The organism is Peribacillus folii, from assembly GCF_030271255.1.
GTDB lineage: Bacteria > Bacillota > Bacilli > Bacillales > DSM-1321 > Peribacillus.
In genome coordinates, this window is record NZ_JASJOM010000002.1 from 14526 (window position 1) to 39727 (window position 25202).

Genomic DNA, 25202 nt, shown 5'->3' on the forward strand with positions numbered 1-25202 from the left:
AACGGGGTATTATACCTAAAACGGAATGATAGTAATCTAGTTGAGGAGTTGCCACCATGAAATCCCGTACATTTGCATACATGCTGGCTGTAGTACATGCAAGCATAGTCGGCTTATCTTTTTTGTTCACGAAAATCGCCATTGCCGAATCGAATCCGCTGGACACTTTGGCATTTCGATTTACGGTCTCATTCGTCATCATTTTATTGCTTGTGGCCATGAAAGTGATTAAGGTGAATTATTCATGGGAGTCGATCAAATATTTGATCCCCCTTTCATTATTATTCCCAACTCTTTTCTTTGCCTTTCAAACCTTTGGGCTTAATTATTCACAATCCACGGATGCTGGAATTTTATCTGCTGTTACTCCAATCTTAACCTTGATGATAGCTGGATATTTCTTGAAGGAACAAACTTCTTTATACCAAAAGCTTTCCATTGTTTTGTCGGTAATAGGAGTCATGTACATTTTTGTCGTGAAAGGGAGCACCATCCATTTTTCCGATATGCTTGGGCTGGTATTGATCCTGCTATCCTGCATTGCCACTGCTTGTTATACAACGATGACACGTTCACTCGCCAAGGACTATACACCGGGTGAAATGTCCTTTTTCATGATGGGAACGGGGTTTATCATTTTTAACGCTGCCGCGCTCTTTTCCCATCTGAAGCAGGGATCGATGGAGGTATTCCTTGCACCTTGGTCAAGCATCGAATTTATCAGCTCCATTTTGTATTTAGGCATTTTGGCATCCCTGGTCACCTCGTTATTATCAAATACGATTTTAACGAAAATCAAAGCATCACAAATGAGTGTATTCGCCAATCTTTCCACGGTTGTCACGATTGCTGCAGGAGCGATCATTCTTCATGAAAAGATCACCATTCATGATATCACTGGATCGATACTGATCATATTAGGTGTAGTGGGCACGAATTACTTTGGAGGGAAGAAGGAGCCTTCCTTAAAAATGGATTTTGGATATAAGGAGGAACGAAGTGTGAAATAGAAAAGGTCCGCCCTATCCGGGCTGGACCTTTTCTATTTCCACCATTCTGTTTGCGGAAATTCTTTTGCCCCGATCTGTACTGCTTCACCCAGTTGAGGGGTACAGATCTGAACGGCACGTTCATTGGCGGCTTTCGTAACCCTCACTATCGGGTCTGTCCAATCATGAAAGGAAAGGGTGAATCCAGCCCAATGAATCGGGATCATTCTTTTTCCTTGTACATCGATATGTGCTTGGACCGTTTCTTCAGGCATCATATGGATCGAAGACCAGCGTTCATCATATTGGCCGCATTCCATTAAGGTTAAATCGAATGGCCCGTATTTATCGCCAATTTCCTTAAAGTGGGTGCCATAGCCGCTGTCGCCGCTGAAAAAAATGTTTTGACGCTCTCCGCTAATCACCCAGGAACACCAAAGTGTCGTATTGCCATCCGTTAAACTCCTTCCGGAAAAATGCCGGGCAGGAGTACAAACCAATTGCAAACCTTTGAAAGAAACCTCATCCCACCAATTATGTTCAGAAATCCGTTTTTCGCTGACACCCCAGCGCTCCAGATGTCCTCCGACACCGAGCGGAACGATGAATTGTCCTACCTTATCCTTCAATTTCTTTATAGAGTGATAATCCAGATGGTCATAATGATCATGTGATAGCAATACGGCATCGATAGGTGGCAGCGAATCCAGGTCAACGGGCAGCTCGTCACTAAACCGCTTGTTCCCGAACCACGGAAAGGGAGTCGGGGCCTTGCCGAACATAGGGTCCACCAGTATCGTTTTTCCATCCAATTCCAACATGAAGGCGGAATGACCAAACCAGGTAATCTTATTGGAATCTGCAGACGCAGCTGTTTTTGTTCCGAACAAGATTGGGGTGTCTGGCCGTTTTCGCGGATTGCCTTTTATGTAGTCCCGTAAAATGGAGCCAGTATGTTTAAGGCTCATCGCATGACTGGTGGGAATCTGATTCTGGAATTTACCATTTGAGAAGTTTTCTTTCTCATTGAACTTTCTCACGGTTGCTTTCGTCGTCTTTTTTCCAAGTGGAGGATAAAGCTTAAGGAAGAGCAACAATAAAATAAAAGAAGAAACGATGATTTTTACAATTTTCAGCATGATGATGTTCCTCCATATTGATCAAATCTTTTTGTTACTTATCATATCACAGAATTAGTCAGGTTATTTACTATGATGTTCCGTAAATATCCTGATGGTATGATAGGTGAAACTTGAGGGGAAAGGGATAAGTTTCACAAACTCCTTGCAGGGAAAAGAGGAAGATAAAATGAATAATATAAGGAGGGAAAATCGTGTGAATGGCGTATGAGGGGCAGGGGATAACGAGTGTTAATTTTTTTCAGAGTCTTTGTCTGGGCAGTATTTTTGGCTTTATTGGGCTATGTGATTTTATCTTGGAAATATAAAGACAAGGTGAGCAAAAAAATCGAAGCGATAAGAAAAACCTGGTATATCATTTTTATACTCGGAGCGCTGATTTATTGGAGTTTTTATCCGAATAGCATATTCAACGAGTGGAAAAACTTTTTGATCATGGCGGTAGTATTCATCCTGATTGATATGTTTGTGTTTTTGAGTATGTATATTTCGAAAATTGGCGATAATGAATTGTCGTATGCGACAAAAGCCGTTGCGGAAAGCGACAAGCTATTAACGGATAATAGGGAAAAGATCAAAAATATGTTTCACCTGTTAAAGAAAGAGGGAATACCTGAATATTATCAAACGAACAAGGAATACTTGGCTTATTTAAGCATTCTCCTTCAAGCCTATTCCGCAAAGGAAGCGATGAGCGTGACCATCCTTCCATTCAAGACGGAACAAGACAAGCAAATGGTGATAAATGGGCATCCTAGCTTGAATGGCAGCGCCATCCGTGCTACATTGGAAAGAGAAGATACGTATTATAATGATGAAGAAAAAATGGCTCTGCAGCCAGTCAGCATCTTGATGGAACCATATATCCTTGACGTTAAATCGGAAAGCTTCGTATCGGAAGTCGATTGTTTATTGATAGCATTACTGATCATGATGTTCGATATGGTCATAAAACAAAATCCAGGTGGTGAAGGTTAGATGAGCATTTATGATAAAGCAGGCAGTGAAGTTTCGGTTGCCGTAATCAAACCACAGGTCAAGATACCGGATGTGGGCTTAAGCCCGCATACGAAAAAAGTGATGAAACAGAACGAACGCGTTATTTTGAAAGAAAAAGAAAAATCGGCACGATTCAGTCGCTTAAAAAGTGTTTTATAGGAAGTTGGGCGGAGGTTTTTCCCATGCCTTATGATATTTGTGAAAAACCCGCATATACTATTCAAAACTAAAGAATAGGAAGGGTCTTTCATAATATGAACAAAAAACCCGAGAGAGTGAACATCCCGGCCCCCTCCGCTTCACCATCCGAGCAACGGATACATAAAGATAATGCTGATTTACTGAAGCTTTTACAAAGATTGAAAGCTAAACGATGGATTTTTTTAAAGTAACCGAAAGCCAGTCTCCATGGAGTACTGGTTTTTTTATTTTTCCAGCCGCAAATGACCATCAACCTCTCGGCGCGACTCTTTATCCTGATACATGGTACGATCTGCTTTTTTCAGCAGTTCCTCCATATCCCTCCCGTCATGGGGATAAAAGCTTATCCCGATACTAGCGGTGATAAAATAATCGTTTTCATTGATGAGTATGGGCATCGTGGATAAACGGTCCAACAACAGCTCGGCCCTGATTTGCGTACTGCTGATTAAATCATCACCTTGTGATGGATGTAGTAATACAATGAATTCATCACCACCGATACGGGAGACATGACTTTCCTCCGGGACGTTTTGCAAAAGGCATTCAGCCGTCTTTTTAATGACGAAATCTCCAATATCATGGCCAAATGAGTCATTGAAGAATTTAAAATGATTAAGGTCGATGTAAAGAATAGCTATTTCGGCATTTCGTTTATCTTTATGATAATCGAAGTAATGGTAGAGAAAGTTCCTATTATAAAGACCAGACAATCCATCCCTGATGATTCCATTTTCAAGGATGAGGGTTTGGCAAGCCAAAGAGGCAAGGGATTTAATCAGGATGGAATCATAGCCTTTAAATTCGTAAGGCTTGGTATCAAATGCACATAACGTTCCAAGCACTTCGCCGTCATATATAAGCGGGGCGCCCATGAAACAACCATCGCCTATGTATTTCGTTACGGGATGGTCCCTGGTCAAAGCGTGTTCGGTTAAATGTGGGATGACAAGTGGCTCGCTTCCATTTTCAGCGACTAGTTTGCAAAATACCATATTAAATGGAAGCATGTCACCATCACAAATTAACTTTGCCTGCCTATTGAAGGATTTGATCGCGAAACTTTTCGCAGGATGCAAAATCGAAAGATAGAATGTGTTCACCTCGATCGTTTGTGACAATAGTGCCAACAATTCTTTAGCGATGGAGTCGAAATTTTTATAATAATTGATATCCTGCTGTATCATTTCCTGGCTCCTTTATAGCGGTAATCTGTTTAGTTTTCCAAAACCAAATGCCATTGAAAAACAAAGAGACAAAGTGAAAACGTGACAGTTGTTCGAATTTCCACTAAACTCGAATAAGAGCTCATATTCGTTTTAATTAGGGACGGTGAATCTCCCCCTCTATTATTTTTCGGCCGATTATCGATTTCATTAAATGCGTAAAAGCATAATTGGCAAATTAAATGTATTATACTGTAAATGAAATGACAAAGTGAAATAAACAGCTTACATGAAAAGAAGCATGGCAAGCACGAGCCCTGTTTCCCGGTTAGGAACTGGCGTTGTGTCCTTGAATTCTGGCGGTAACACAGCTGTATGGCCTCATGTAAATAAAAGTTTTGGAGACGATAAGAAGTAAGCATACCGTACATACAGGAACATTCAAAAGGGGATCAATATGGGAAAATTAGAAAGTATATATCCTATGGCTATAGAGAATACGAAGGAAAAGATCATCCAGGATATGAATTTTTATTTGGAGAGCAAAGATACATTGCCTCCGTTCTTAACATATGTATCAGACAGATTAACATTCATTGAGCAAATTTGGCTTAATGTTTGGTTGAATAAAGCATCAAATGATGTTCCAAGAAAGGAAAAAAAGGTTTTTTTAAATGAAAGAGGCTTCGTTACGGAAGGCTCGGACCATAAACTGATCAACAGTATGTTCCGGAACGAGTTAAGAACGTACCGCCCATTTGATGCATTATCGTGGATGAGTCAAACCTTTGCGGAAAAACAAGACGATTGGGAAAAGAGATACGAAGAAGCAAGGAGCAATTTTTTCAAAAGGCAGGAAGAACAGCGCCTCGCAAAACAACGGTGGAAAATACGCATCAGACTTCAAGACGAGGCAAACGGATACTTTGAAGAAAGCTCACTTGTTTTATACTTGCATGTCAGGTCATATATAGCCGGGGTTTTGGCTAAGGATCTTGAAAATAAGCCTAAATTCCAATATGTCGATCCGTACTTGCTTGAAGAAAAATTGGTGGAAGAAGGCGGGTTTCAAGCAACTGAATACTTGATGGTCACGGATTTCTTTGAAGAGCTGACAGGAGATATCCACTCCTTGCTCGATTGGGGAAAGAACCGCTTTGAATATGAAAATTACTTTTATCGATATGAGAGATTAGTTACGGATTTGATTCTGAAAATCGCCCCTGAAAAATTCTTGATCCATCTACATGCCGGCTTGCAGCTTGATTTCCTGGAAACCTATGGGGAAAGGCTGTCCGTACGTGCCTTGCAAGATATCCTGCGTGATGAATTAGCTGATTTGTCCCAAGCTTGTTTCGAAGAACTTCAGGAAGAATACGTTGCGGATTTGCTGAACCTTAAGGCGATCCCTTTTGATGAAAGGGTTCATGAGGAAATCTTCGAACAAGACGAGGCGAATAGAGAAAGAAGAAAAGCTGAAGCCATCGCCGAACAAGCCAAAAAGCAAGCTGAAGAGCAAAGGATGATCAACGACATCATTGGCAAGGCCTATACACCATCCCTAGGAAAAAAGGTCAGCTATATTTTGCACATTGGAGAGACCAATACCGGCAAGACCCATCAAGCACTGCAAAAAATGAAGGAAGCTCAAAGCGGTTTATATCTGGCTCCCCTAAGGTTATTGGCGCTTGAAGTTTTTGATAAATTGAATGCGGATGGCGTTCCTTGCTCATTGAAAACGGGGGAGGAAGAAAAGGCTGTTGCGGGCGCCAAGCACATCTCCAGTACGGTTGAAATGTTTCATGAAAAAGATTACCACGAAGTGATCGTTATAGATGAAGCACAAATGATTGCCGATAAAGACCGGGGCTTTGCCTGGTTTCGGGCCATAACGCAAGCAAATGCGAAAGAAGTGCATATTATCGGGAGCAAGAATATCAAAATGATGCTTCTGAATCTTCTCGATGAAGCAGAATTGGAACTACGTGAATACAGACGGGATATACCGCTTGAGGTGGAACAGCGTGAATTTGAATTGAAATATACGAAAAAAGGGGATGCACTCATTTGTTTTTCACGAAGGCAGGTTCTGGAAACGGCATCCCGTCTGAAAGAGCGTGGACACAATGTCAGCATGATTTATGGCAGTATGCCTCCAGAGAGCAGGAAACGGCAAATAGAGCTCTTCAACCGTGGCGAAACGTCGGTTGTCGTGGCTACGGATGCGATAGGGATGGGGTTGAATTTACCGATCAGGCGCATTGTCTTTCTAGAGAATGAAAAGTTCGACGGAACGCGAAGAAGGAGATTGACGTCTCAGGAAATCAAACAAATCGCAGGAAGAGCGGGGAGAAAAGGCATTTATGATACAGGCAAGGTCGCCTTTACCGCAGAAATCAAAATCATGAATAGGTTGCTCGAACAAGCCGATGAGCCAGTTCAAACCTTTACGATTGCCCCGACCTCAGCCGTATTTGAACGTTTTCAAAAATATTACCGGAACATGGGCACCTTTTTTGAAATGTGGGAGCGGTTTGAGCCCCCAAAAGGCACGAAAAAGGCTTCACTCTCGGAAGAAAGGGAGTTATATGAGCTAATAAAGGATACCGAGGTTGAAGTTCGGTTTTCCTTGATGGATTTATATGGATTTTTGCATATACCTTTTTCAGCGAAAGAACCGAGTCTCATCAGGCAATGGCTGGAGACGGTCGAGGCGATAGCCGAGAGCCACGACCTTCCTGAACCGATCATCAAGACTAGAAATTTGGAAGAGCTCGAGCTTTCTTATAAAGCGATAGGACTTCATCTCTTATTTTTATATCGGATGGGTAAAAGGACCGAAGCCGTTTATTGGGAACGTATCCGTGAAGAAATCAGCGAAGGTGTTCATGATCAGCTTAAGGATGAAATGTTGAATTATCAGAAAAAATGCAAACGATGTGGGAAAAAGCTTCCGGATGATTCGCGTTTTTCTATTTGTGATGCTTGCTATCATAGAGGCCATAGGAAAACACATCGGTTACATTAAGTGCTAACAGTGGAGTTTGACAGTTAAAATGACGTCGCCATGGGTGGACGTCATTTTTCGTGGAGATTATGGGCAGTGTTAATATAAGGACGGAAGGTCGAAAAAAGGGTGAGAATCGAAACAGGGCTTGGTTTGACTTGTTAATGGAGGGAAAAGGCTCGCGGTAATATGGAATCCCCATTTTTATTGTTTGCCAAGCTGCTTCATGGATGGTCCATCCATTTCTTTTTTATCATTGAGATGATGAATACGAGAGCCATACATGGCGAGTCTTATGATTTTAGGTAAATCCTTTCACCGACATGACAGTTTCATGTTAGAATTATCTGAAAACTGATTGAAAGGGAGGATTATTCGTGAGGAAAAAGATCGCCTGTCTGCATGCTCACCATACGAATATACAGTACATAGAAACAGCATTCTTGAAATTCGATATGAAATGGCTTCATTTTGTAGATCCAGGTTTGATGGATCGGGTGGCATCAGATGAAACGTTCACCTTTTCGGATGCTTCCAAAAAGGTGAAAGAACAGATGGAATGGATAGCCGGATGTAATGTGGATGCCATCCTGATAACCTGCACGAACTATATTGCTTTTTTAAACGAAGAACAGCTTTCACTGTCCATTCCGATCATTAAAATCGATGAACCACTTTTTGATTTGGTTTGCCAAGCACAGCAGCCGCAAATCATGCTCTTCACAAACCCCGCTACTGTCGAAGCAACCATGAAACGTTTACATGCCCATGCAAGAGATCATGGTGGGGTGGATGTTCAAAGTATCATCATCGACGATGCGTTTGAATGGATCATGCAAGGGTTGAGCGAAAAATATAACCAGGAAATCGTAAATCGATTATTGCAATTAAATGAAGAAAAAAGACCGATTTCAGTGGCTCAGCTGTCAATGGTAAAGGCTGCGAAGGACTATGAACGTCAGACAGGATATACCGTGATGAATCCATTGCAAGCATTAGTTGACTCCATGGCCATTCAACTGGATCTAGGGACATCTATTGCAACAGAGCACGTTTGATGCATCAGTTAAAAGGAAAACGTCCTCCCTTACGGTACTACCGAGACAGGGGGGCTTCATTTTGCCTTATCACGGATCTGTTCACGGATGGTTTCAAGTTCCTCCAAGGATAAAACCGTCAGGGAATTTCTTATTTCCTCCTCGACCCTTTTCCGGTCAAGCTCCCTATATTCATTCCACCAATCACGCAAACCTTCTGTGTTTTCAAGGAGATAGTCAATATCGATTTCTTCTTGCTCATCATCTGATAAATATTTCATGACCGCTCCTAATAATCGATTAAGTTGGGCTAATTCTATTTCTGCGGCAGGTGAAGCGTTATCCTTCCTTTTTACATCCTTTTGAGCGGGTGCATTTCTCGTAGCCATGGCAACCTCCTGTTTTAGTAATAGTGTGCCTGAAAGAATTAATTTCATCGCATTCTTGAAAAAAGAATCGAAAATGGTATTTATATTTTACCAAAAACCTCGCTAGAATATAAAATATCCCGTCATCTCCGAAATCAATTAATTAACAAATAAGCAAGCAGCTAAGAGAACGTATCATGTTTTCCATTCGTTCGCCCCTTTACTTTTATCATTTGCAAGATAAAATCAGCGGGGGTTCAAAAAGTCGGGACAAGCATGGACTTTAGGGAATGAAAGAAGGGGTAGGAGCATAAATTTTATGGAAGGGAGTGGATAGATGAAAATGTTCATTAAATTAAGTGTGGCCAGTGTCTCCGGAGCCGTTGTTTATTTAATTTATACTGTCAACCAGACGCTGCGGAAAGGCATGGGGACACTCGAGGAAACAAATAAGACATTGGAAGAGGTAAGGAATGCCGTACATGGGTTGACGAATGAGTCCAAACAATTGATCCACTCTGCCAATCAAATAACCGCAGATGTAAAGGGGAAAATGGAAAATGTCGATCCCCTGCTGGAAACGGCCCAAGACGTTGGCGAAATGATCCATAATGTAACGCATTCGATGAAAGAGGCCAGTTTGAATGGTCCCAAAAATCATTTAAACACGCCGACCGCGCCCCCACAAGTGGAGGCAGAGGGTGTTCAAATTAAAATCAAATAATATGGGCATCGATTAAAAACACAAGTCACCCCGGGATCCGCTCACATATCCGACTGAATGCATCAATATTTAATTTTAGAGGGGGAGCTTTTTATCATGATTATCCAATATAGTGTAGCGGCGATCGCTTTGGCGTTCATATGGCTCGTCGTTTTTTTGATTGGTACACTTCAAAAAGGAATGGTTACGATAGGTGAAGCCAATAAAACCTTGGTTGAAGTGAGAAATGCCATCCATGATCTATCGGGTGAATCGAAGCAATTATTGCAAACGGCAAACGACATCACGGACGATGTAAAAGCGAAAATGAAAACCGTCGAACCGTTATTGGATTCCGCACAGGATGTGGGGGAAGCAATCCATTCGGTGACGGACTCGGTAAAAAAAGCGACAAATGGATTTCGCACAGAGTTTTCACCAAAAAAAATCAATGCAATCAAACCAAAAAGCCAAATCAGGTAATTGGAACATGAAAACACGAAAGACACTACCAGTGTGGGGAGTGTCTTTTTTCTAATATGTATGAAAATGGACGGGTACTTTGATGCTTCATCGAGTAATCGATATAGTGGACCCATGTATCTCATACAGATTTCCAACCGCCTGTATGAGAATATGGTACATCATGCTGTCATAAGGTTTTTTCATTTATCCGTTTTTCCACCAGCCGGGTCATTGGAATGCTTGACTCCTTTACTTACATAGGGCTTTGCGCTTTTCTTCTTGTTGGCGCTCGTTTTCCAACGATTCCAGCCCTTCTTGCCCGTTCCTGTTCCTGTGCCCTTACCCGTACCGCTCTTAGCCTTAGCTTTACTCATGAAATCACTCCATTACTATTGTATGGTTAGCTTTAACCATTTTACTTGATTCGTATCCAAGTATGTTGAAATATACAGCAATCAAGGTAATATGTACAGGGAAAGGCTCATTTTTTTCAATTGAACGGTACAGACGGCAAGCTGAAGGAGCGCTCGATCCAGCCGCTCACTTAATGGTGACCGATCTGGATTTCGTCAAGAAGACGCTTATCCCGATTTTTTTGCAAATCGTCAGGTAATGCATGAGCGTTAACAATACAGCTCCCGTGTTCATCCCCAGAATGATTCCCCCCATATTAAGTGAAGCCTGCGAGCCAAGGAGATACATCATTATAAAGGCAACGATATGGGACCATACCGTGTGGATGAAAGCGTCCTTCACCAGCCCTAAGCCGATGAGATAGGCCTGCATGGGAATGACGAAGAAATGAAAGAGAAAGTAAGGGCATAATAACTTTAAATAGTAAGTGGCTGAGGTTGAAGTGAAAAAGAGCGCTGTCAAGGGTTCGGCAAAGAAATATATGAAAAACACCGCAGGAACTCCATACAAAACGGTAAAAGACATCGATTGTTGCAATAATACCCTCAATTTTTCCTTGTCCTGTTTCTTGTGTGCGTTGGAAACATTCGGGATGAGCATGATCATCAAGGAATGCGCGATGAAAGCTGGAAAAAAGCCGATTGTCATCGCAACTCCCGTAAGCATCCCGAAATGCTCCGTAGCTACCACCGCCCCGAATCCTGCCGAAAGTAGTGCTGCATGAATCAAAAATGGCTGGATCGCATTCGTAATCGCATGGAAGATCCTTAACCCCATTGTGGGCAGCGATACTGCCAATAATGTCTGTCTGGCATGTTTACCGGTCGTTAGTGCGTTCGTTCCGCGGCCCATGATCCTCATTTGCAGAATGAGAAGGTTGACCAAATAAAGAAAAACGATGAACTCACTGCCAATCAGTACAAAAAAGGCCATTAACAGCGACTTTTCCTGATTAAAATGAAATAAGTTGAAAATGAAAAAAAGCAATCCAAATTGGACGATATCTTTTAAAAAGTTGGAAAAGGCGATTTTCCCCATTTGTTGGACGCCCATGAAATACCCTCTGGCAATGGAAGAAAAGGCGGCGATAGGGATCAAGATGATGAGCAGCCATTTAATATAGGGATGATAACGGTCCATGATGGATGAAAAAGAAAGGATGAAGGGCATGACCACACACATGATCAAGACGACCACTGCAGCCATCTTAAGGGCATGGAAGATAAGGTTATAATGCATATTCCGTTTATTTTCCGCAACGAACTTTGATATGGAAATATGTAATTCAAGACTGGCGATTACATATATCAAAAAGAAAATGGGCAGTAGGGACATATATAAGCCCATGCCCTCTTCATGTAACTCCCTGGCTAGGATCATGTTCACCAAAAACTCGATACATTCACCGAAAAACGCTGCGACAATCAAGATGAGCGTTCCCTTATAAAAAGACTTCATGTCGGCACACTCCTAACAAGGTGTTTCTATATAGATATGAGACATGCCCTGGAATATTCATAACGAACACCTTCCGACTAGATGAAATCCTGGAATAACGCCATGGAATTACTGGTGTTCCATGAACCGAAATTAATAAAGATACATCAAAGGAGGGAGCTTCAATTTCCCCCTTCATCATTATCAATGTTTCATCCGTCTGTGTTTGAAAATGTGCTCTTGAATTTCGCTTTGTAATTGACGATTTATTTTGCTATCCTGTAGCAGAGGGGATGATCTTAATGAAATTTACATCTATCAGTCCAGCCAATATAGATGAATTGTGCATGGCATTTGAAACCTGCCTTGCGAGGCATGACATTGCATTTAAATATGTCGACATGAGGGAAGAGGACGGAATCATATCCTTCCTATTTTGTAATGACCCGGAAGAAGCAAGGTCCGTCGAATTGGAAAGCAGCCGCTTCATAGGATTGGAAATGGATTACATAGCCAAGGAGATCTTGGAACCCATACTGCCTAGGTTGAAAGAATATGCAAATACTGAAAATCATCGATTTGGATCATTCTTTTAAAGGTGAAATCGGTTGAACCTGCAATAAACTTGAGTATTGATATACAAGCCCCATATGCAAAAAGAAGAAGTAACCGTATGTGTGATTCAACAAGGTTACTTCTTCTTTTTGATAAGGAAAGTGAATGAATGATCAGTAAATCATACATTCACTTTCCTTCATTTTTTTTAGCCGTATTATATCACCATTTTTTTACCCTCGGTCAATTGCACTTCCTGTTGTGATGTATCTGCTTTCTTGGATTTCTTCACTTTGAAGTGATACACCGCATAACACCCTATGAAGAACGCCCCGCCGCAATATAAGGCCATACGCTGCTCAGGAACGAATGCCAAACTGATCATGACGATGCAGTTCGCTATTAAAGCAAGGATAGGAATGATCGGGTATAGCGGCACTCTGAATTTGAGATCTTCAGCCTTGCCGCCTTGGCGCACATAAGCCCTCCTAAAAGCGAGCAGGCACGCGGCAATGGCTATCCAGCCAATTTGCGCCCCAAGCCCTGCCAGGGAAAGAAGGAAAACAAATACTGTCTTAGCCGCGATGACGCTTGATAGTAAAGACAAACCAGCGATGGCAAGTGTGATGAGCAAGGCATTGAGGGGCACGCCTCTTTTGTTTACCATACCGAGCTTCGGACTGGCCATGCCTTCCCTTGATAGCGAGTACAGCATGCGTGTCGCTGCATAAAGCCCGGAGTTGGCGACCGACAATAGTGCAATGAGAATAATGAAGTTCATGATGTCAGCCGCATAAGGAACGCCTATACTATCCAGTACTACAACGAAAGGACTCTCGACGATTCCCGCTTTTTCTCTTGGAATCAGCGCAGATAGTACCGAAACAGAAAGTACAAAGAAGAAAAGGGTTCTCCAAACCGTTTGTTTGATGGATTTAGGTATGACCTTTTCCGGATTTTCACTTTCTCCTGCAGCAATTCCGATCAACTCAGTGCCCTGGAAGGAAAAGTTCACTGTAATCATCGTGATAAGCAAGGCAGAAATCCCATTTGGGAAAAGCCCTTCATTGAAAAAATTCGAGAAAAACGGAGCTTCTTGTCCGCCCTTCATATCAATAAGACCAAACATGGCAGCACCGCCAACCCCGATGAACAGAATGATGGCCAATACCTTTATGCTGGAAAAAACAAACTCCGATTCGCCAAAGGCTTTTGCTGACAAAGCGTTAAGCATGAATATGAGCAATGCGAAGATTGCACACCACATCCACACGGGTGATTCCGGAAACCACCTTTGCATAAGCTGTCCTGCTGCCAGGAATTCCAAAGCAACGGTTACGGCCCAACCTAGCCAGTATAGCCACCCAATGGCAAAGCCGGTTCCGGGTCCGATGAATTTGGTCGAATAAGTCTGGAAAGAACCGGCAACAGGCATCGCCACCGATAGTTCCCCTAGACACAGCATCGTTAAATACATGATTAAGCCGCCGACTATGTACGATAAGATCGCACCGAGGGCACCTGCTTCATGGATGGTGTAGCCTGATCCAAGGAAAAAGCCCGTCCCAATGCATCCCCCTATTGAAATCATGAATAAATGTCTTGCTTTCATGCTCCGTTTTAATTCATTTGGTTGATTTTCTGCTATTTTCATTGAAAAACTCCTTTACCTGATGGGTGCAAACGGTTTCATTTATGCTAGAACGGTAGTAGGGAATATGTGTTTTTCCATGCACATGTGCAAAAGCTTGATTTTGAATCTAAGTTGCTATTGAATTCCCTCGGATAAGAAATCAATCTGCATTCCGGGCATTGCATACGATCCCGGTGCAGAGTTCATATCGATAGCGCCATTCTATAAAGAAAAGGAAGCCAAGCGTCAGGAAATCAGGGATGCGGAATTTGATCCTTCTATGCTCATCCATCAAGCATCGTAACGAAGCATGGGCTTTTTTCAATGGAGGATCCATGAATGAAAGCTTACTATATTCCTCTTGGTTGTTTTCTATGAATTTGTCTTATTTAACATCTGCCAGTAAATCAGCCGTAATGAAATGATCCTCTGCTCCGTATAATAGTTTTTCGCCAAGCAGGGAGCCCACTAATGCCACTGCCACTTCAGCCGTTTTATTATGCTCGTCCAAAATCGGGTTGATTTCTACGAATTCCGCCGAGGTGATGATATTGGCTTCAGCCAGCATTTCCATCGCAAGGTGGCTCTCACGGTAGCTGATTCCTCCCATTACAGGTGTACCCACTCCAGGTGCATCATCTGGGTCAAGTCCATCAAGGTCCAAAGATAAATGAACAAGATCCGCACGTTCCTTCAGGTAGCTAATCGATTCTTCCATCACTCTGGTCATGCCCATTCTATCAATCTCGTGCATGGTAAAAACTTTAATCCCTTTTTCTCTGATCAATTCTTTTTCCCCTTGATCCAAGGAACGGGCACCAATGATGACGATATTCTCCGGTTTCACCTTAGGGGAGTATCCGCCAATGTTGGTAAGGGCAGGGTGGCCAAGACCCAAACTTACTGCAAGGGACATGCCGTGTATATTTCCCGACGGGGAGGTTTCTGCGGTGTTTAAATCCCCATGCGCATCGTACCAAATGACGCCTAAGTTCTCCGAATGCTTTGCCAAACCAGCCAATGTGCCAATGGCAATGCTGTGATCTCCGCCTAATACTAACGGAAAGCGGTTCGATTGGATGACTTCATCCACTTTTTGGCTCAGTTTTTCATTGCCTTCCGCAACATCTTGCAGGTTCTTCAAATTGGTGTCTGAATCGCTTTGTGCTCTTTCTTGTATTTCCACTTTGATATCGCCTTCATCACGAACAGTATAGCCTATGTTTTCAAGTCTCTCGCTCAATCCTGCATATCTAATGGCACTAGGGCCCATATCGACTCCTCTTCGTGTCTGGCCAAGATCCATCGGAACTCCAATTATAGATATTTCTTTCTTCATGAATGATTCTCCCCTTTCATTTTTCTCCCCTAGTATAAGGGGAAAAGGATAGATGACTCAACTCGACATTTTTTTGAATATTTATACGATTGGGAAAAGGGTGACATCCATAGGGGGAAAGGCTCGTTTTTCAGTTTGAGGAAAACAAGGGAATTCGGGTATGAATTGGGATGAAATAAGATGAAATTTGACTTTTTTCGGTCTTGGAACTTCCAGGATGATTGTCGCATTTTATTCCAGTATGGACATTTCAAGCAGCCTCGACTCTAATTTGAACACTTCATTTATTCATAAATTGATGCAATGATTAGAAAAATCCATGGAAGGATTTTCAAATTTTATTGGAATATAGTAAGAATGACATGAAAAATGTGGTTTTTCATGTCATTTCACTTTGTCACTATAATGATTTTTATGAATTTTTTGATTAATGAACCGACACGAAAACAAGTGTGTCCTGATAACAAATATGCGTAATAAAGCAAGAAATGGATAGATGTGCACATGAATAGTAGCTTTTGGACCATTGCAGCCTGTGAAATTGTGCTCAAACTAAATGAATAAATGGTTGATGCTTTCATAATCACAAAAGCCGGTTTTCTTTCCTTAAAGAATTAGGGATCAAGCTTAAAAAAGAACCAATTACTGTGTGCCCAATCGAGGGTACCAATGAGGAATGAAAGATTTTCACAAGGGTTGTGATCAATTGCGCTTCCTTTTGCAAATTGAAATTATGAAAGAACTGCTTCCTGTAAATATTTAAAAAATTTTTTTTCGCTGAAAAGCGGCCGCATGATTTTTAACAAACCCGCTGCCCTTTCCATTACCACATGATCGAACGGCTTTGGTACAATAGCTTAATTGAATACTGTGTAAAGGGAGCGATTTCTTGGAAACCTTTCAAAGGGAAATGAACCATGATCGAAATGAGTCAAGATATTCAAGGTGGAAACAACACCGTAACCAAGTTACCCATTTATTTGAAGCCGTGATGTCGAAGGAAGCGATGATTGAAAAAGTGGCGATCATTGGTGCCGGGAATTGCGACGATCTGGATCTGGTCTATCTTGCCGCCCGATGCCGATCCATTTATTTATTTGATATAGATCAAGAAAGCATGGAAAAGGGCATAAAGAATTTGCCTGAGCTGGCCCGAAAAAAAATCAAGCTTGTTAAAATCAATGTCACTGGTCTCGATACAATCGGTTTTGATGAAAATCTATCTTCGATGTTGAATCGAGGTCAAAAAGCGACGTCCATCATTCATTATGTGAGGGAAATCGAAAATCAGCTAAGCCAGCTTTCCGAACAGCTTTTCGCTGAGTATTACGATGAATTTGACATTGTAGCGACGTCTGCGATTTACACGCAGCTTTTTTATAACTGGGCCATGGATCTGCTTGCTGAACAGGCGGACACCTATCTGGAAAACGATCTGGAACAGATAAAAGAGGGTTTCCTGGATTTAAGGGATGAGATCGTACGTACATTGAATCATTCCTTGTCCAAATGTATTAAGCAAAGGGGATATTATCTTACTTGGTCGGATATGTTGAAGATTGAGCCCGAGTATGGTGACACCATCAATCAGGGCATTAATGCCATTTTCACCTTGGCGGCCAACGTAGGCTATGGAGCGGCATTGATCGGTTTGAAAGCATTCATGGATGAAGTCGATCAAAGCCAATTATCCCTGACATATTGGCCGTGGGATTTTAATGCGGATAAACAGTACTTGACCATGGGGGCAATCGGCAGGATGCATGGAAACGGTAGAAGCTGAAAATGCAAGACCAAAGGACATAAGCGCATGTATGCTTATGTTCTTTTTTGGTACTCAACTTCTTTCCAAGGAAGGAGGCGAATATTTTAAAAGCGGTTAAATAGATGAAAAGTATAAAAAAACGACAAAATCATTAACTATATGTCTAATGATTTTCCCATAAGAGATGGATAAAATGAATCTATTGAAAACTGAATTTTCAAATTCGTTAAAGGGGCGTCGATAAAACGGAAAAGGAATGGGGAAATATAGGTTGAGCAAATATGAAGGGGTGGGAACTTGATAGCTGATATTGTGTTCGTGAACGGTGAGGTCATTACAGTCGATCGCGAAAATTCCGTAGCTGAGGCCATGGCAGTAAAAGGAAATCTTATCTCGGCGGTTGGAAGGAATCAGGAAATGGATGCTTTTATCGGTGAAAATACGAAAGTGGTTGATTTGCAAGGGAAATCGTTACTCCCGGGGTTCATAGATTCACATATTCACCTCATATTGTATGGTGTCAATCAGCTGGCAGTGAGCTGTAAAGCGGACCACATTGGATCCATCGCCGATTTGTTAGTTGATTTGAAAAAGCAAGCAGCAACAATCCCGACCGGTGAATGGATTCGGGCCTGGGGATTCAATGAAACCGCGATGAAAGAAAAACGATACCCGACGCTTTCTGAGTTGGATGCCATTTCAGAAAACCACCCAATCATGATAACCCGGACATGCAGCCATATAAGTGTGGTGAACCGAAAGGCGTTACAGCTAGCAGGGCTTGCCGAAGAAACGGTGAATCCTAGTGGAGGAATCATTGAAAAGGATGAGGATGGACGGATTACTGGCAAACTCATCGAAACGGCTCATATGAGGATGGCCAGCATTGCTGGTTATACGGTAAGGGAACTGGAGGAGGCAGTGAAAATCGCTTCGGAGCATTTCATTGCCTCAGGGATAACCAGCATTCACGAAGCTGGTGCACATGGCCCTGAAAGCTTCCGGATCATGCAGCAAGCCGTTAAACGGAATGATATCCGTGTCCGCATTTATGCGATGATCGGTGCATTGAATCAATCGCATGAATTCGTCAATAAAATGGTTGCCTCGGGTGTCGTGACCGGAACGGGTGACGAAAGATTCAAAATCGGCCCGGCAAAATTGTTTACGGACGGCAGCAGCACCGGTCCGACCATAGCCACAAGGGAACCTTATTCAAGTGATCCTGGCAATTTCGGCATGCTTTATTACACGGAAGAGGAAATTTATCAGGTGCTGGGCGATGCACATGATAAAGGCTATCAAATCACGGTGCATGCTCAAGGTGACAAAGCGATAGAAATGTATATCAATTGTGTGGAAAGGGCTTTGAAAGAATCTCCAAGAAAGGATCATAGGCATCGGATCGAGCATGCAGGAATATCGACGCCCGATTTGCAGCGAAAGATGAAGGAACTTGGCATCATCCCCGTCCCCAATCCGCCATTCCCTTATGAATTCGGCGATATATATATCGAGCATTATGGCGATCGGGTGAACCATATGTATGCCGCACGTGATTATATCACCGAAGGCATCATCGCCGCGGCTGGTTCCGATGCTCCCGTTACGGATCATAACCCTATATTGGGCATACATGTTGCAGTCAATAGAAAAAGCAGGTCGGGTGCGAACATAGGGACGAAACAATCGATTGGGGTTATGGAGGCGATCAGGCTTTATACATGGAATGGCGCTTTTGCTAGTTTCGATGAAGCTATCAAAGGCAGCATCGAGGTGGGGAAACTGGCCGATTTAATCGTTTTGAATGATGCCATTTTAAAGGTCAAGGCCCATGAAATAAAGGATGTAAAAGTGGAAACGACGATATTGAATGGAGAGGTCGTCTATCATAGCGAAACTTTGGTAGAAATATAATGAAGCGGAAAAATCTTGAACAACCAAGATCTTCACTTTTAATTCCGCGCATGACTGATGGAGCATGTAACCATGAAGGGGGCTATTCGCTATGAAAAAACAAAAGGTATTAATTGATGGCAACAGGCTGAGTCGCACGCTTGAGGAATTCGCCGATTTTGGACGCACGGAAAATAATGGAGTTACAAGGTTAGCCCTTTCGGAGGAAGACCGGAAAGTCCGTGATTATTTTTGCTCCTGTTGCAAGGAGTTGGGGATGACCATTCAGGTAGATGATATGGGGAATATTTACGCTACCTTGGCAGGACGTGAAAAAATACCGCCTATCGTGATGGGATCACATATGGATACCGTTAAAAAGGGCGGACGGTTCGATGGGATATTGGGTGTAGCTGCGGGTCTTGAGGTCGTTCGGACTTTGGTGGAAAACAATATCCAGCCTAAAATCCCGATCATGATCGTCAATTTTACAAATGAAGAAGGAGCCCGATTCGAACCCTCCATGATGTCATCGGGCGTTCTTTCCGGTAAATTTGAAAAGTCGCTGATGCTGCAAAAGACGGATAATGAAGGGACCTCCTTCGAAAACGCTTTGCATGCAATAGGATACGCAGGGGATGAATCTGCACGTTTAAAGGAAGCGACGGCATTTTTAGAGCTGCATATAGAGCAAGGCCCCATTCTGGAGCGGGAATCATTAACGGTTGGTGTCGTTGAATGTGTCCTCGGGATGGTTTGCTATGAAATTGAAGTCACTGGGGAATCCGATCATGCGGGAACCACTCCGATGGATATGAGAAAGGATGCCTTCTTCACCGCCAATAGCCTGATCTTGGACGCGCGGCAAAAGTTAGCGGGGCTTCATGACGAGTTGGTATTCACGATGGGAAGGGTCAATGTGTTTCCCAATATCCATACGGTCATCCCCAATAAAGTGGTATTTTCATTAGAAGCAAGGCATAAAGACGCTAATGTCATCAAACAGGTAGAGGAAATCATTGCGGGTCTTGCGACAACAAAAGGTATTGATGGTTGTACCGTTCAAGTGAAGAAATTATGGGACAGGAATACGGTATGGTTCGACGAATCAATTTGCGATTTGCTGGAACAATCGACCCTTTCACTTGGGCTGCCTTATAAAAGGATGGTTAGCGGAGCCGGACATGACGCCCAGTTTATAGCCAGTTATATTCCGACAGCCATGATTTTCGTTCCAAGTGTTAATGGAAAAAGTCATTGTGAAGAAGAGCTCACCACATGGGAGGATTGTGAAAAAGGAGCCAATATCCTGCTGGAGACGGTCCTTACGATGCAATCCACATAAGTGGCGGCACAAGCTAAAGACTTTGAGGGACAAGGAAGCTTTCTGCCATCAGTCATGGGGAAAGAATGTATGCTGATGGCGGTTCATCTTGGCAGAGAACCTATAACAGGGAGGGTACAATTTGAATGCTATCAAACTATTGCTTTTTGTTCCATTTATAGGGTTTCTGGGTTTATTGTCCTTTGCCAATAAAGTGGAACCGTACATTTTGGGCATGCCATTTTTGTTATTTTGGGTCGCTTTTTGGATGGTCTTGGCATCCGTGATCTTAATGATCGTGTATAAGTTTGATCCAGATAACGAAGGGAGTGATTCCGAGTGAACATTTCATTACTCATCATTTCCACCTTCTTGATATTGGCCCTTTATTTAGGGATCCAAGCAAGAAAAGGAAAGGATATGAATATGGAGCAATTTGCCCTTGGAGGCAGGGGCTTTGGAACTTTCTTCATTTTTCTGTTGATAGCAGGTGAAATATATACAACCTTCACATTTTTAGGCGGAAGCGGTTGGGCATACTCCAAAGGGGCTGCCGCTTATTATGTACCCGCTTATATTTTCTTGGCTTACGTCCTATCCTATTGGCTGGTCCCTAAAATCTGGAGATATTCAAAACAACACGCGATCATCTCCCAGCCCGAATATTTCGCTTCCAAATTCAAAAGCCGGTCAATGGGGATGATCGTGGCGGTACTGGGTAGCTTAGCTCTCATTCCATATATTGTCATACAACTTAAAGGATTGGGCATCATTGTATCCGAAGCCTCTTATGGGGTGATATCCCCAGTAGCTGCAAGTGTAATCGGCGCCATAGTCGTTACGACATATGTCATGATATCAGGTATTCATGGTTCGGCCTGGACGGCGATTCTTAAAGATTTCATGATCTTGGCAGTCGTGATTTTTTTGGGGGTTTATATTCCTTTTCATTATTTCGGCGGCATACAACCGATGTTCGAGACGGTTCAGGCCACTAAACCGGAAATGTTGGTCTTGGCAGATCAAGGGTTGAGCCAATCCTGGTTTGTGTCTACCGTTTTGTTGAATGCACTCGGTTTTTACCTGCTGCCGCAAACTTTCATGGTCGTATTATCCTCCAATGGAGAAAGAACGCTCAGGAAAAATGCGATTGCTTTACCATTGTATACCCTATTGCTGCTTTTTGTCTTCTTCATAGGTTTTGCGGCAATCATGGAGATACCAGGTCTACAGGGTGCCGATGGCGATCTTTCCCTTTTAAGGCTGGCAATTCAAACCTTCGATCCATGGGTGATCGGGGTGATTGGAGCGGCAGGATTATTGACTGCGCTTGTCCCTGCCTCAGTCATGCTCATGGCTGCCTCAGTAGGACTGACCAATAGTTTTTACAAAGTTTTGGTTCCTGCTGCGACTGAAATGCAGCAATTGATTGTCTCAAGAATGATCATCATAGTCATCTCCATCATTGCTTTAATTGTAACGGTAACAGGCGGGGAAGCGCTCGCGATCTTGAATATCATGTCCTATAGCCTGATAACCCAGCTGGCACCAGCCCTGTTTTGCAGTTTGCCCAAAAATAACATCATCAATAAACATGGGGCGATGGCAGGGATCCTGGCAGGGGTACTGATTGTATTGTACGCGACGATTGCCGAGGTGAAGATTGCGACCTTCCTTCCAGATGTTCCTCCTGCAATCAATGATATTAGTACAGGTGTCATGGCCTTGTTCATCAATATAATCGTAACGATGATCGTTAGTGCACTGACTAAGCATACGAATATAAGAGAAACGGAAACGGAAAATTTGGACAAGATTTCCTGATTGCGGTGGGATATCCATGCACGTTGTCGAAGGAATCACGGGAGGTGCTTTGTGAAAATCAACATAACCGCTTGCCAATTCAAGGTGAAAAAGATATCAACGTTCCTTGAATTTCAAAATCAAGTAGAAGATCTGATCAGCCAGGTGCCTGAAGACTCGGATTATATCGTTTTTCCCGAACTGCTCACCATTGGCCTGACAGCTGCTTTTGGAGCGAATGACGCTTCAGCTGTAACCAAAATTGCGGAATATGCGAATCAATATAAAGATCTTTTCAGGACACTATCAAAAAAGAGGAAGCAAGTGATCATTGCTGGTTCTCATTTGGAAAGACGGGAAAATGAATTTTTTAATATAGCCTATATTTTCGACAAAGACGGAACATGTGCCGAGCATAAAAAAACTCATATTTTTCCTGCTGAAGCGAATTGGCAAATTTCCGAAGGGAATCATCTTGAAGTATATAATGTAGGACCGGTCAAGATTGGAATCGTGATCTGTTATGAAGCGGAAATACCCGAAGTTTCCAGAATATTGGCGGTGAAGGGGGCAGACATCATTTTTTGTCCATCATACACGTTTACAGAGGCAGGTTTTTGGCGGGTCCGTCATTGTGCCCATGCACGTGCAATTGAAAACCAGGTGTTCTTCGTTCATTGTCCCACTGTGGGCGTGGCTGGCTTGCCGCTCCCGAGTGGGTACGGGCGTGCCAGTATTCTTAGCCCTTGTGATAAATCATGGCCAGCTAATGGAATCGTGGCCGAGGCAAGAACGGATGGACAAACCGTCATCACCGGCACGGTGGATATGGAAGAACTATATCAAAATCGAAAAAGCGGTGCAGCAACCACTTTCAGCGATCGTAACCGCCGTAAAGCCTTGTATGATAAGTATAAGCCATACCAAGGCTAATTGCTGTTGATCCTTGTGATCCAAAAGAACTGAATTTTCTAAATATACGGTTGGTTGCCTCTTCCTTATATTACAATGTATATAACTCTTTCGAAATATGTATGGCTGTTATGATGTCTGTAATGGCAGGAGGAACTAAAATATGTTTCATCGGAATACGATATATCTCGTTGGCGAAGCCAAAGCCGCATCCAATAATCCCATCATGGAAAAGTTCAGCTGTTTTTTCATCGGATTCGTCATTGATCGTGATTCACATGAGATTGTCGATGTGGAATGCTCGACCGTTCTATCGCTCACATCGAGATTCATCCACTCCATGTTAGCAGGTCAATCCATCCTTTCAATCGAGGAATTGGAGGAGGAAATCCAAAGACGTTATCTTGGTTCTTCTCAGAAAGCCCTGATTGTCGCTTTGAGAAATGCGAGCATGAAATATCGGCAACTCAATAAGCTATAGCTGCTTCTTTTGTTATTCGCAAATGAAATCCAGCTGCTGAAGGGAATATCCATTCTCTTTGGCAGCTGGATTTTTTGCAGGGTTCGAGCGGGGCAAAACCGATAATGGGCCGGCCATTCTACCATGCTGTCAGCTTTCATCATGTTTGCTTTCTCTACATTCTATCATAAAGGCATCAAGACTTTGAGGAAGGAGGTGGTTGATGGTCTGGAATGTGTACAAGTTTCTGTGGAAGCCTATCCGCTGCTGGTAGAGCCATCCAAAAGACGTTATGGCCAGCGACGAAAAAAGAATAGATAAAGAGTTTGATAATGTTGGAAGACGAGATGAGAGGACTTGGCAGCTCCGATTGTCGCCACCACCTGGTTTTTCAAACCTGTTTGGCCGCGACATGGAAAATTCAATATGTGTATCAGTTACAAGGACTTGGAATCAAGAGGAAATCCTCTTTCATTCAAATAAAAATAGTTTTGGAAGGATGATCATTTTGATTGGAAGTAAAAAGGTTGTGCTAGGAATCTTGTCTATTTTTGCATTAGTCACTTTCGTAGTCAGTCCCGCTGAAGCCAGCTCAAGAGAGAAGGAGAAGACCGCTTTTGTAGATGTAGCCGTCGCAACACTTTGGACGGAGCCAGGGTTATTACGGAAAATGGATGAGCCTTCGGCTTCGAACCCCGTCGATATGGATTCCTGGCTTAAGGCCATGAATGATGAAGACAAACTGTGGCTTGTAGGAAATCTGGAAACACAGGCCTTGTATGGCGCAAAAGTGAAGATTATTGAAGAACGCAGTGAATGGGTGAAGGTGGCCGTTGCCAATCAGCCGACTCCCCGTAATGAGACAGGATACCCAGGATGGATGCCAAAGGACCAAGTTAAGATAGGAAAAGCGTTTGAGAAGCAATTCAATCGGGGATTTGCACTGGTAAATGCCCCGAAGGCCTGGCTCTATAAAGATTCGAAGCATCGGTCGAAATTCATGGAAGTCAGCTTCGATACGCGCCTTCCGCTGTTACAGGTGAAAAAGGACCAAGTAAAGGTGATGACACCAAGCGATGGAGTGAAATGGATGGATAAGCAGGATATCTCCCTCCATAAAGATGAAGCTCGAATACCCTATCCCACAGGTGATGACATTGTAAAATCCGGGAAAGCATTTCTGGGGCTGCCCTATCTTTGGGCTGGAATGTCCGGGTTTGGCTTCGATTGCTCCGGCTTTACGTATTCCATGTATCATGCCAATGGGATTACGATCCCAAGGGATTCTTCCATTCAGGCTCAACACGGAGTGAAGGTCGAACGAGAAAATCTCCAACCAGGCGACCTCCTATTTTTTGCCCATGATAAAGGGAAGGGTAAGGTCCATCATGTCGGGATGTACATCGGTGAGGGCAAAATGCTTCACTCGCCAAACAGTTCTACACATGTAAGGATAGATGAAATCGATACCTCAGGATATGGAGACGAATACGCCGGAGCAAGAAGATATATCGATTGATTTATTCAATTGGGAGACGGCAAGTGTTGCATGGTGAGAGACATCTCCAGATGGATGTTAAGTTAAGGTTG

At 42.9% G+C, this 25202-nt stretch carries 23 protein-coding genes; 16 read left to right on the plus strand and 7 right to left on the minus strand.

The genetic code is table 11. The features are described 5' to 3' along the window. Positions 1-56: 56 nt before the first annotated feature. Entirely contained in the window at positions 57-1010 is a 954-nt protein-coding gene (locus QNI08_RS02710) for a DMT family transporter (protein WP_285765904.1), read from the plus strand. Positions 1011-1042: 32 nt separating this feature from the next. Here QNI08_RS02710 and QNI08_RS02715 read toward each other — a convergent pair whose 3' ends face one another. Next, the gene (locus QNI08_RS02715) at positions 1043-2128 is read right to left on the minus strand and encodes an MBL fold metallo-hydrolase (protein ID WP_285765905.1); all 1086 of its coding nucleotides are present in this window, start codon (positions 2126-2128) and stop codon (positions 1043-1045) included. Between the two features lie 228 nt (positions 2129-2356). Between QNI08_RS02715 and QNI08_RS02720 the strand changes: the two genes are divergently transcribed. Beyond that, on the plus strand, positions 2357-3106 hold the full coding sequence (locus QNI08_RS02720) for a type II toxin-antitoxin system SpoIISA family toxin (RefSeq protein WP_285765906.1): 750 nt from the start codon (positions 2357-2359) through the stop codon (positions 3104-3106). Further along, a complete protein-coding gene (locus QNI08_RS02725) occupies positions 3107-3286 on the plus strand; it encodes a hypothetical protein (RefSeq protein WP_285765907.1) in 180 nt (59 codons plus the stop codon). A gap of 266 nt (positions 3287-3552) precedes the next feature. Here QNI08_RS02725 and QNI08_RS02730 read toward each other — a convergent pair whose 3' ends face one another. After that, the gene (locus QNI08_RS02730) at positions 3553-4515 is read right to left on the minus strand and encodes a sensor domain-containing diguanylate cyclase (RefSeq protein WP_285765908.1); all 963 of its coding nucleotides are present in this window, start codon (positions 4513-4515) and stop codon (positions 3553-3555) included. Between the two features lie 436 nt (positions 4516-4951). On the opposite strand from QNI08_RS02730, the gene QNI08_RS02735 reads away from it, so the two are divergent. Both QNI08_RS02735 and QNI08_RS02740 read left to right on the plus strand, forming a co-directional pair. Further along, on the plus strand, positions 4952-7522 hold the full coding sequence (locus QNI08_RS02735) for a helicase-related protein (protein ID WP_285765909.1): 2571 nt from the start codon (positions 4952-4954) through the stop codon (positions 7520-7522). Positions 7523-7878: 356 nt separating this feature from the next. Next, complete coding sequence (locus QNI08_RS02740) at positions 7879-8559, plus strand: hypothetical protein (protein ID WP_285765910.1); 681 nt, start codon at positions 7879-7881, stop codon at positions 8557-8559. Between the two features lie 56 nt (positions 8560-8615). Here the strand turns inward: QNI08_RS02740 and QNI08_RS02745 are convergent, their stop codons facing one another. Continuing rightward, positions 8616-8927 carry a hypothetical protein gene (locus QNI08_RS02745; RefSeq protein WP_285765911.1) on the minus strand — a complete coding sequence of 104 codons (312 nt, stop codon included), beginning with the start codon at positions 8925-8927 and terminating at the stop codon, positions 8616-8618. 316 nt (positions 8928-9243) lie between these two features. Between QNI08_RS02745 and QNI08_RS02750 the strand changes: the two genes are divergently transcribed. Continuing rightward, entirely contained in the window at positions 9244-9630 is a 387-nt protein-coding gene (locus tag QNI08_RS02750) for a DUF948 domain-containing protein (protein ID WP_285765912.1), read from the plus strand. Positions 9631-9726: 96 nt separating this feature from the next. Next, positions 9727-10092, plus strand: a complete 366-nt coding sequence (locus QNI08_RS02755; RefSeq protein ID WP_285765913.1) for a DUF948 domain-containing protein — start codon at positions 9727-9729, stop codon at positions 10090-10092. A gap of 182 nt (positions 10093-10274) precedes the next feature. On the opposite strand, the gene QNI08_RS02760 is transcribed toward QNI08_RS02755, so the two are convergent. Next, entirely contained in the window at positions 10275-10448 is a 174-nt protein-coding gene (locus QNI08_RS02760; RefSeq protein ID WP_285765914.1) for a DUF3934 family protein, read from the minus strand. Positions 10449-10614: 166 nt separating this feature from the next. Next, positions 10615-11946 (minus strand): oligosaccharide flippase family protein, encoded by a 1332-nt coding sequence (locus tag QNI08_RS02765; RefSeq protein WP_285765915.1) that lies wholly within the window; start codon positions 11944-11946, stop codon positions 10615-10617. Positions 11947-12227: 281 nt separating this feature from the next. Here QNI08_RS02765 and QNI08_RS02770 point away from each other — a divergent pair, with 281 nt between their 5' ends. Then, positions 12228-12521, plus strand: coding sequence for a hypothetical protein (locus QNI08_RS02770; RefSeq protein ID WP_285765916.1), 294 nt, complete (start codon positions 12228-12230; stop codon positions 12519-12521). A 176-nt stretch (positions 12522-12697) separates the two neighbouring features. Here QNI08_RS02770 and QNI08_RS02775 read toward each other — a convergent pair whose 3' ends face one another. Beyond that, complete coding sequence (locus QNI08_RS02775) at positions 12698-14134, minus strand: amino acid permease (protein ID WP_285765917.1); 1437 nt, start codon at positions 14132-14134, stop codon at positions 12698-12700. Between the two features lie 364 nt (positions 14135-14498). Then, entirely contained in the window at positions 14499-15452 is a 954-nt protein-coding gene (gene rocF / locus QNI08_RS02780; RefSeq protein WP_285765918.1) for an arginase, read from the minus strand. A gap of 889 nt (positions 15453-16341) precedes the next feature. Between rocF and QNI08_RS02785 the strand changes: the two genes are divergently transcribed. The 8 genes from QNI08_RS02785 (at position 16342) to QNI08_RS02820 (ending at position 25131) form a co-directional block, all read left to right on the plus strand. Then, positions 16342-17235: a hypothetical protein gene (locus QNI08_RS02785; protein ID WP_285765919.1), complete on the plus strand. Its 894-nt coding sequence runs from the start codon at positions 16342-16344 to the stop codon at positions 17233-17235. 279 nt (positions 17236-17514) lie between these two features. Then, on the plus strand, positions 17515-19134 hold the full coding sequence (locus tag QNI08_RS02790) for an amidohydrolase (RefSeq protein ID WP_285765920.1): 1620 nt from the start codon (positions 17515-17517) through the stop codon (positions 19132-19134). A gap of 91 nt (positions 19135-19225) precedes the next feature. Then, the gene (locus tag QNI08_RS02795; RefSeq protein WP_285765921.1) at positions 19226-20458 is read left to right on the plus strand and encodes a Zn-dependent hydrolase; all 1233 of its coding nucleotides are present in this window, start codon (positions 19226-19228) and stop codon (positions 20456-20458) included. 121 nt (positions 20459-20579) lie between these two features. Continuing rightward, on the plus strand, positions 20580-20780 hold the full coding sequence (locus tag QNI08_RS02800) for a DUF3311 domain-containing protein (protein WP_285765922.1): 201 nt from the start codon (positions 20580-20582) through the stop codon (positions 20778-20780). Beyond that, positions 20777-22261 carry a sodium:solute symporter family protein gene (locus QNI08_RS02805; RefSeq protein WP_285765923.1) on the plus strand — a complete coding sequence of 495 codons (1485 nt, stop codon included), beginning with the start codon at positions 20777-20779 and terminating at the stop codon, positions 22259-22261. Before QNI08_RS02800 ends, QNI08_RS02805 begins: the two co-directional genes overlap by 4 nt. 51 nt (positions 22262-22312) lie before the next feature. Further along, positions 22313-23173, plus strand: coding sequence for a nitrilase-related carbon-nitrogen hydrolase (locus QNI08_RS02810; protein WP_285765924.1), 861 nt, complete (start codon positions 22313-22315; stop codon positions 23171-23173). 142 nt (positions 23174-23315) lie between these two features. Next, positions 23316-23633, plus strand: a complete 318-nt coding sequence (locus QNI08_RS02815) for a DUF3870 domain-containing protein (RefSeq protein ID WP_285765925.1) — start codon at positions 23316-23318, stop codon at positions 23631-23633. A 487-nt stretch (positions 23634-24120) separates the two neighbouring features. Further along, positions 24121-25131, plus strand: coding sequence for a C40 family peptidase (locus tag QNI08_RS02820; protein ID WP_352231190.1), 1011 nt, complete (start codon positions 24121-24123; stop codon positions 25129-25131). Positions 25132-25202 lie beyond the last annotated feature (71 nt).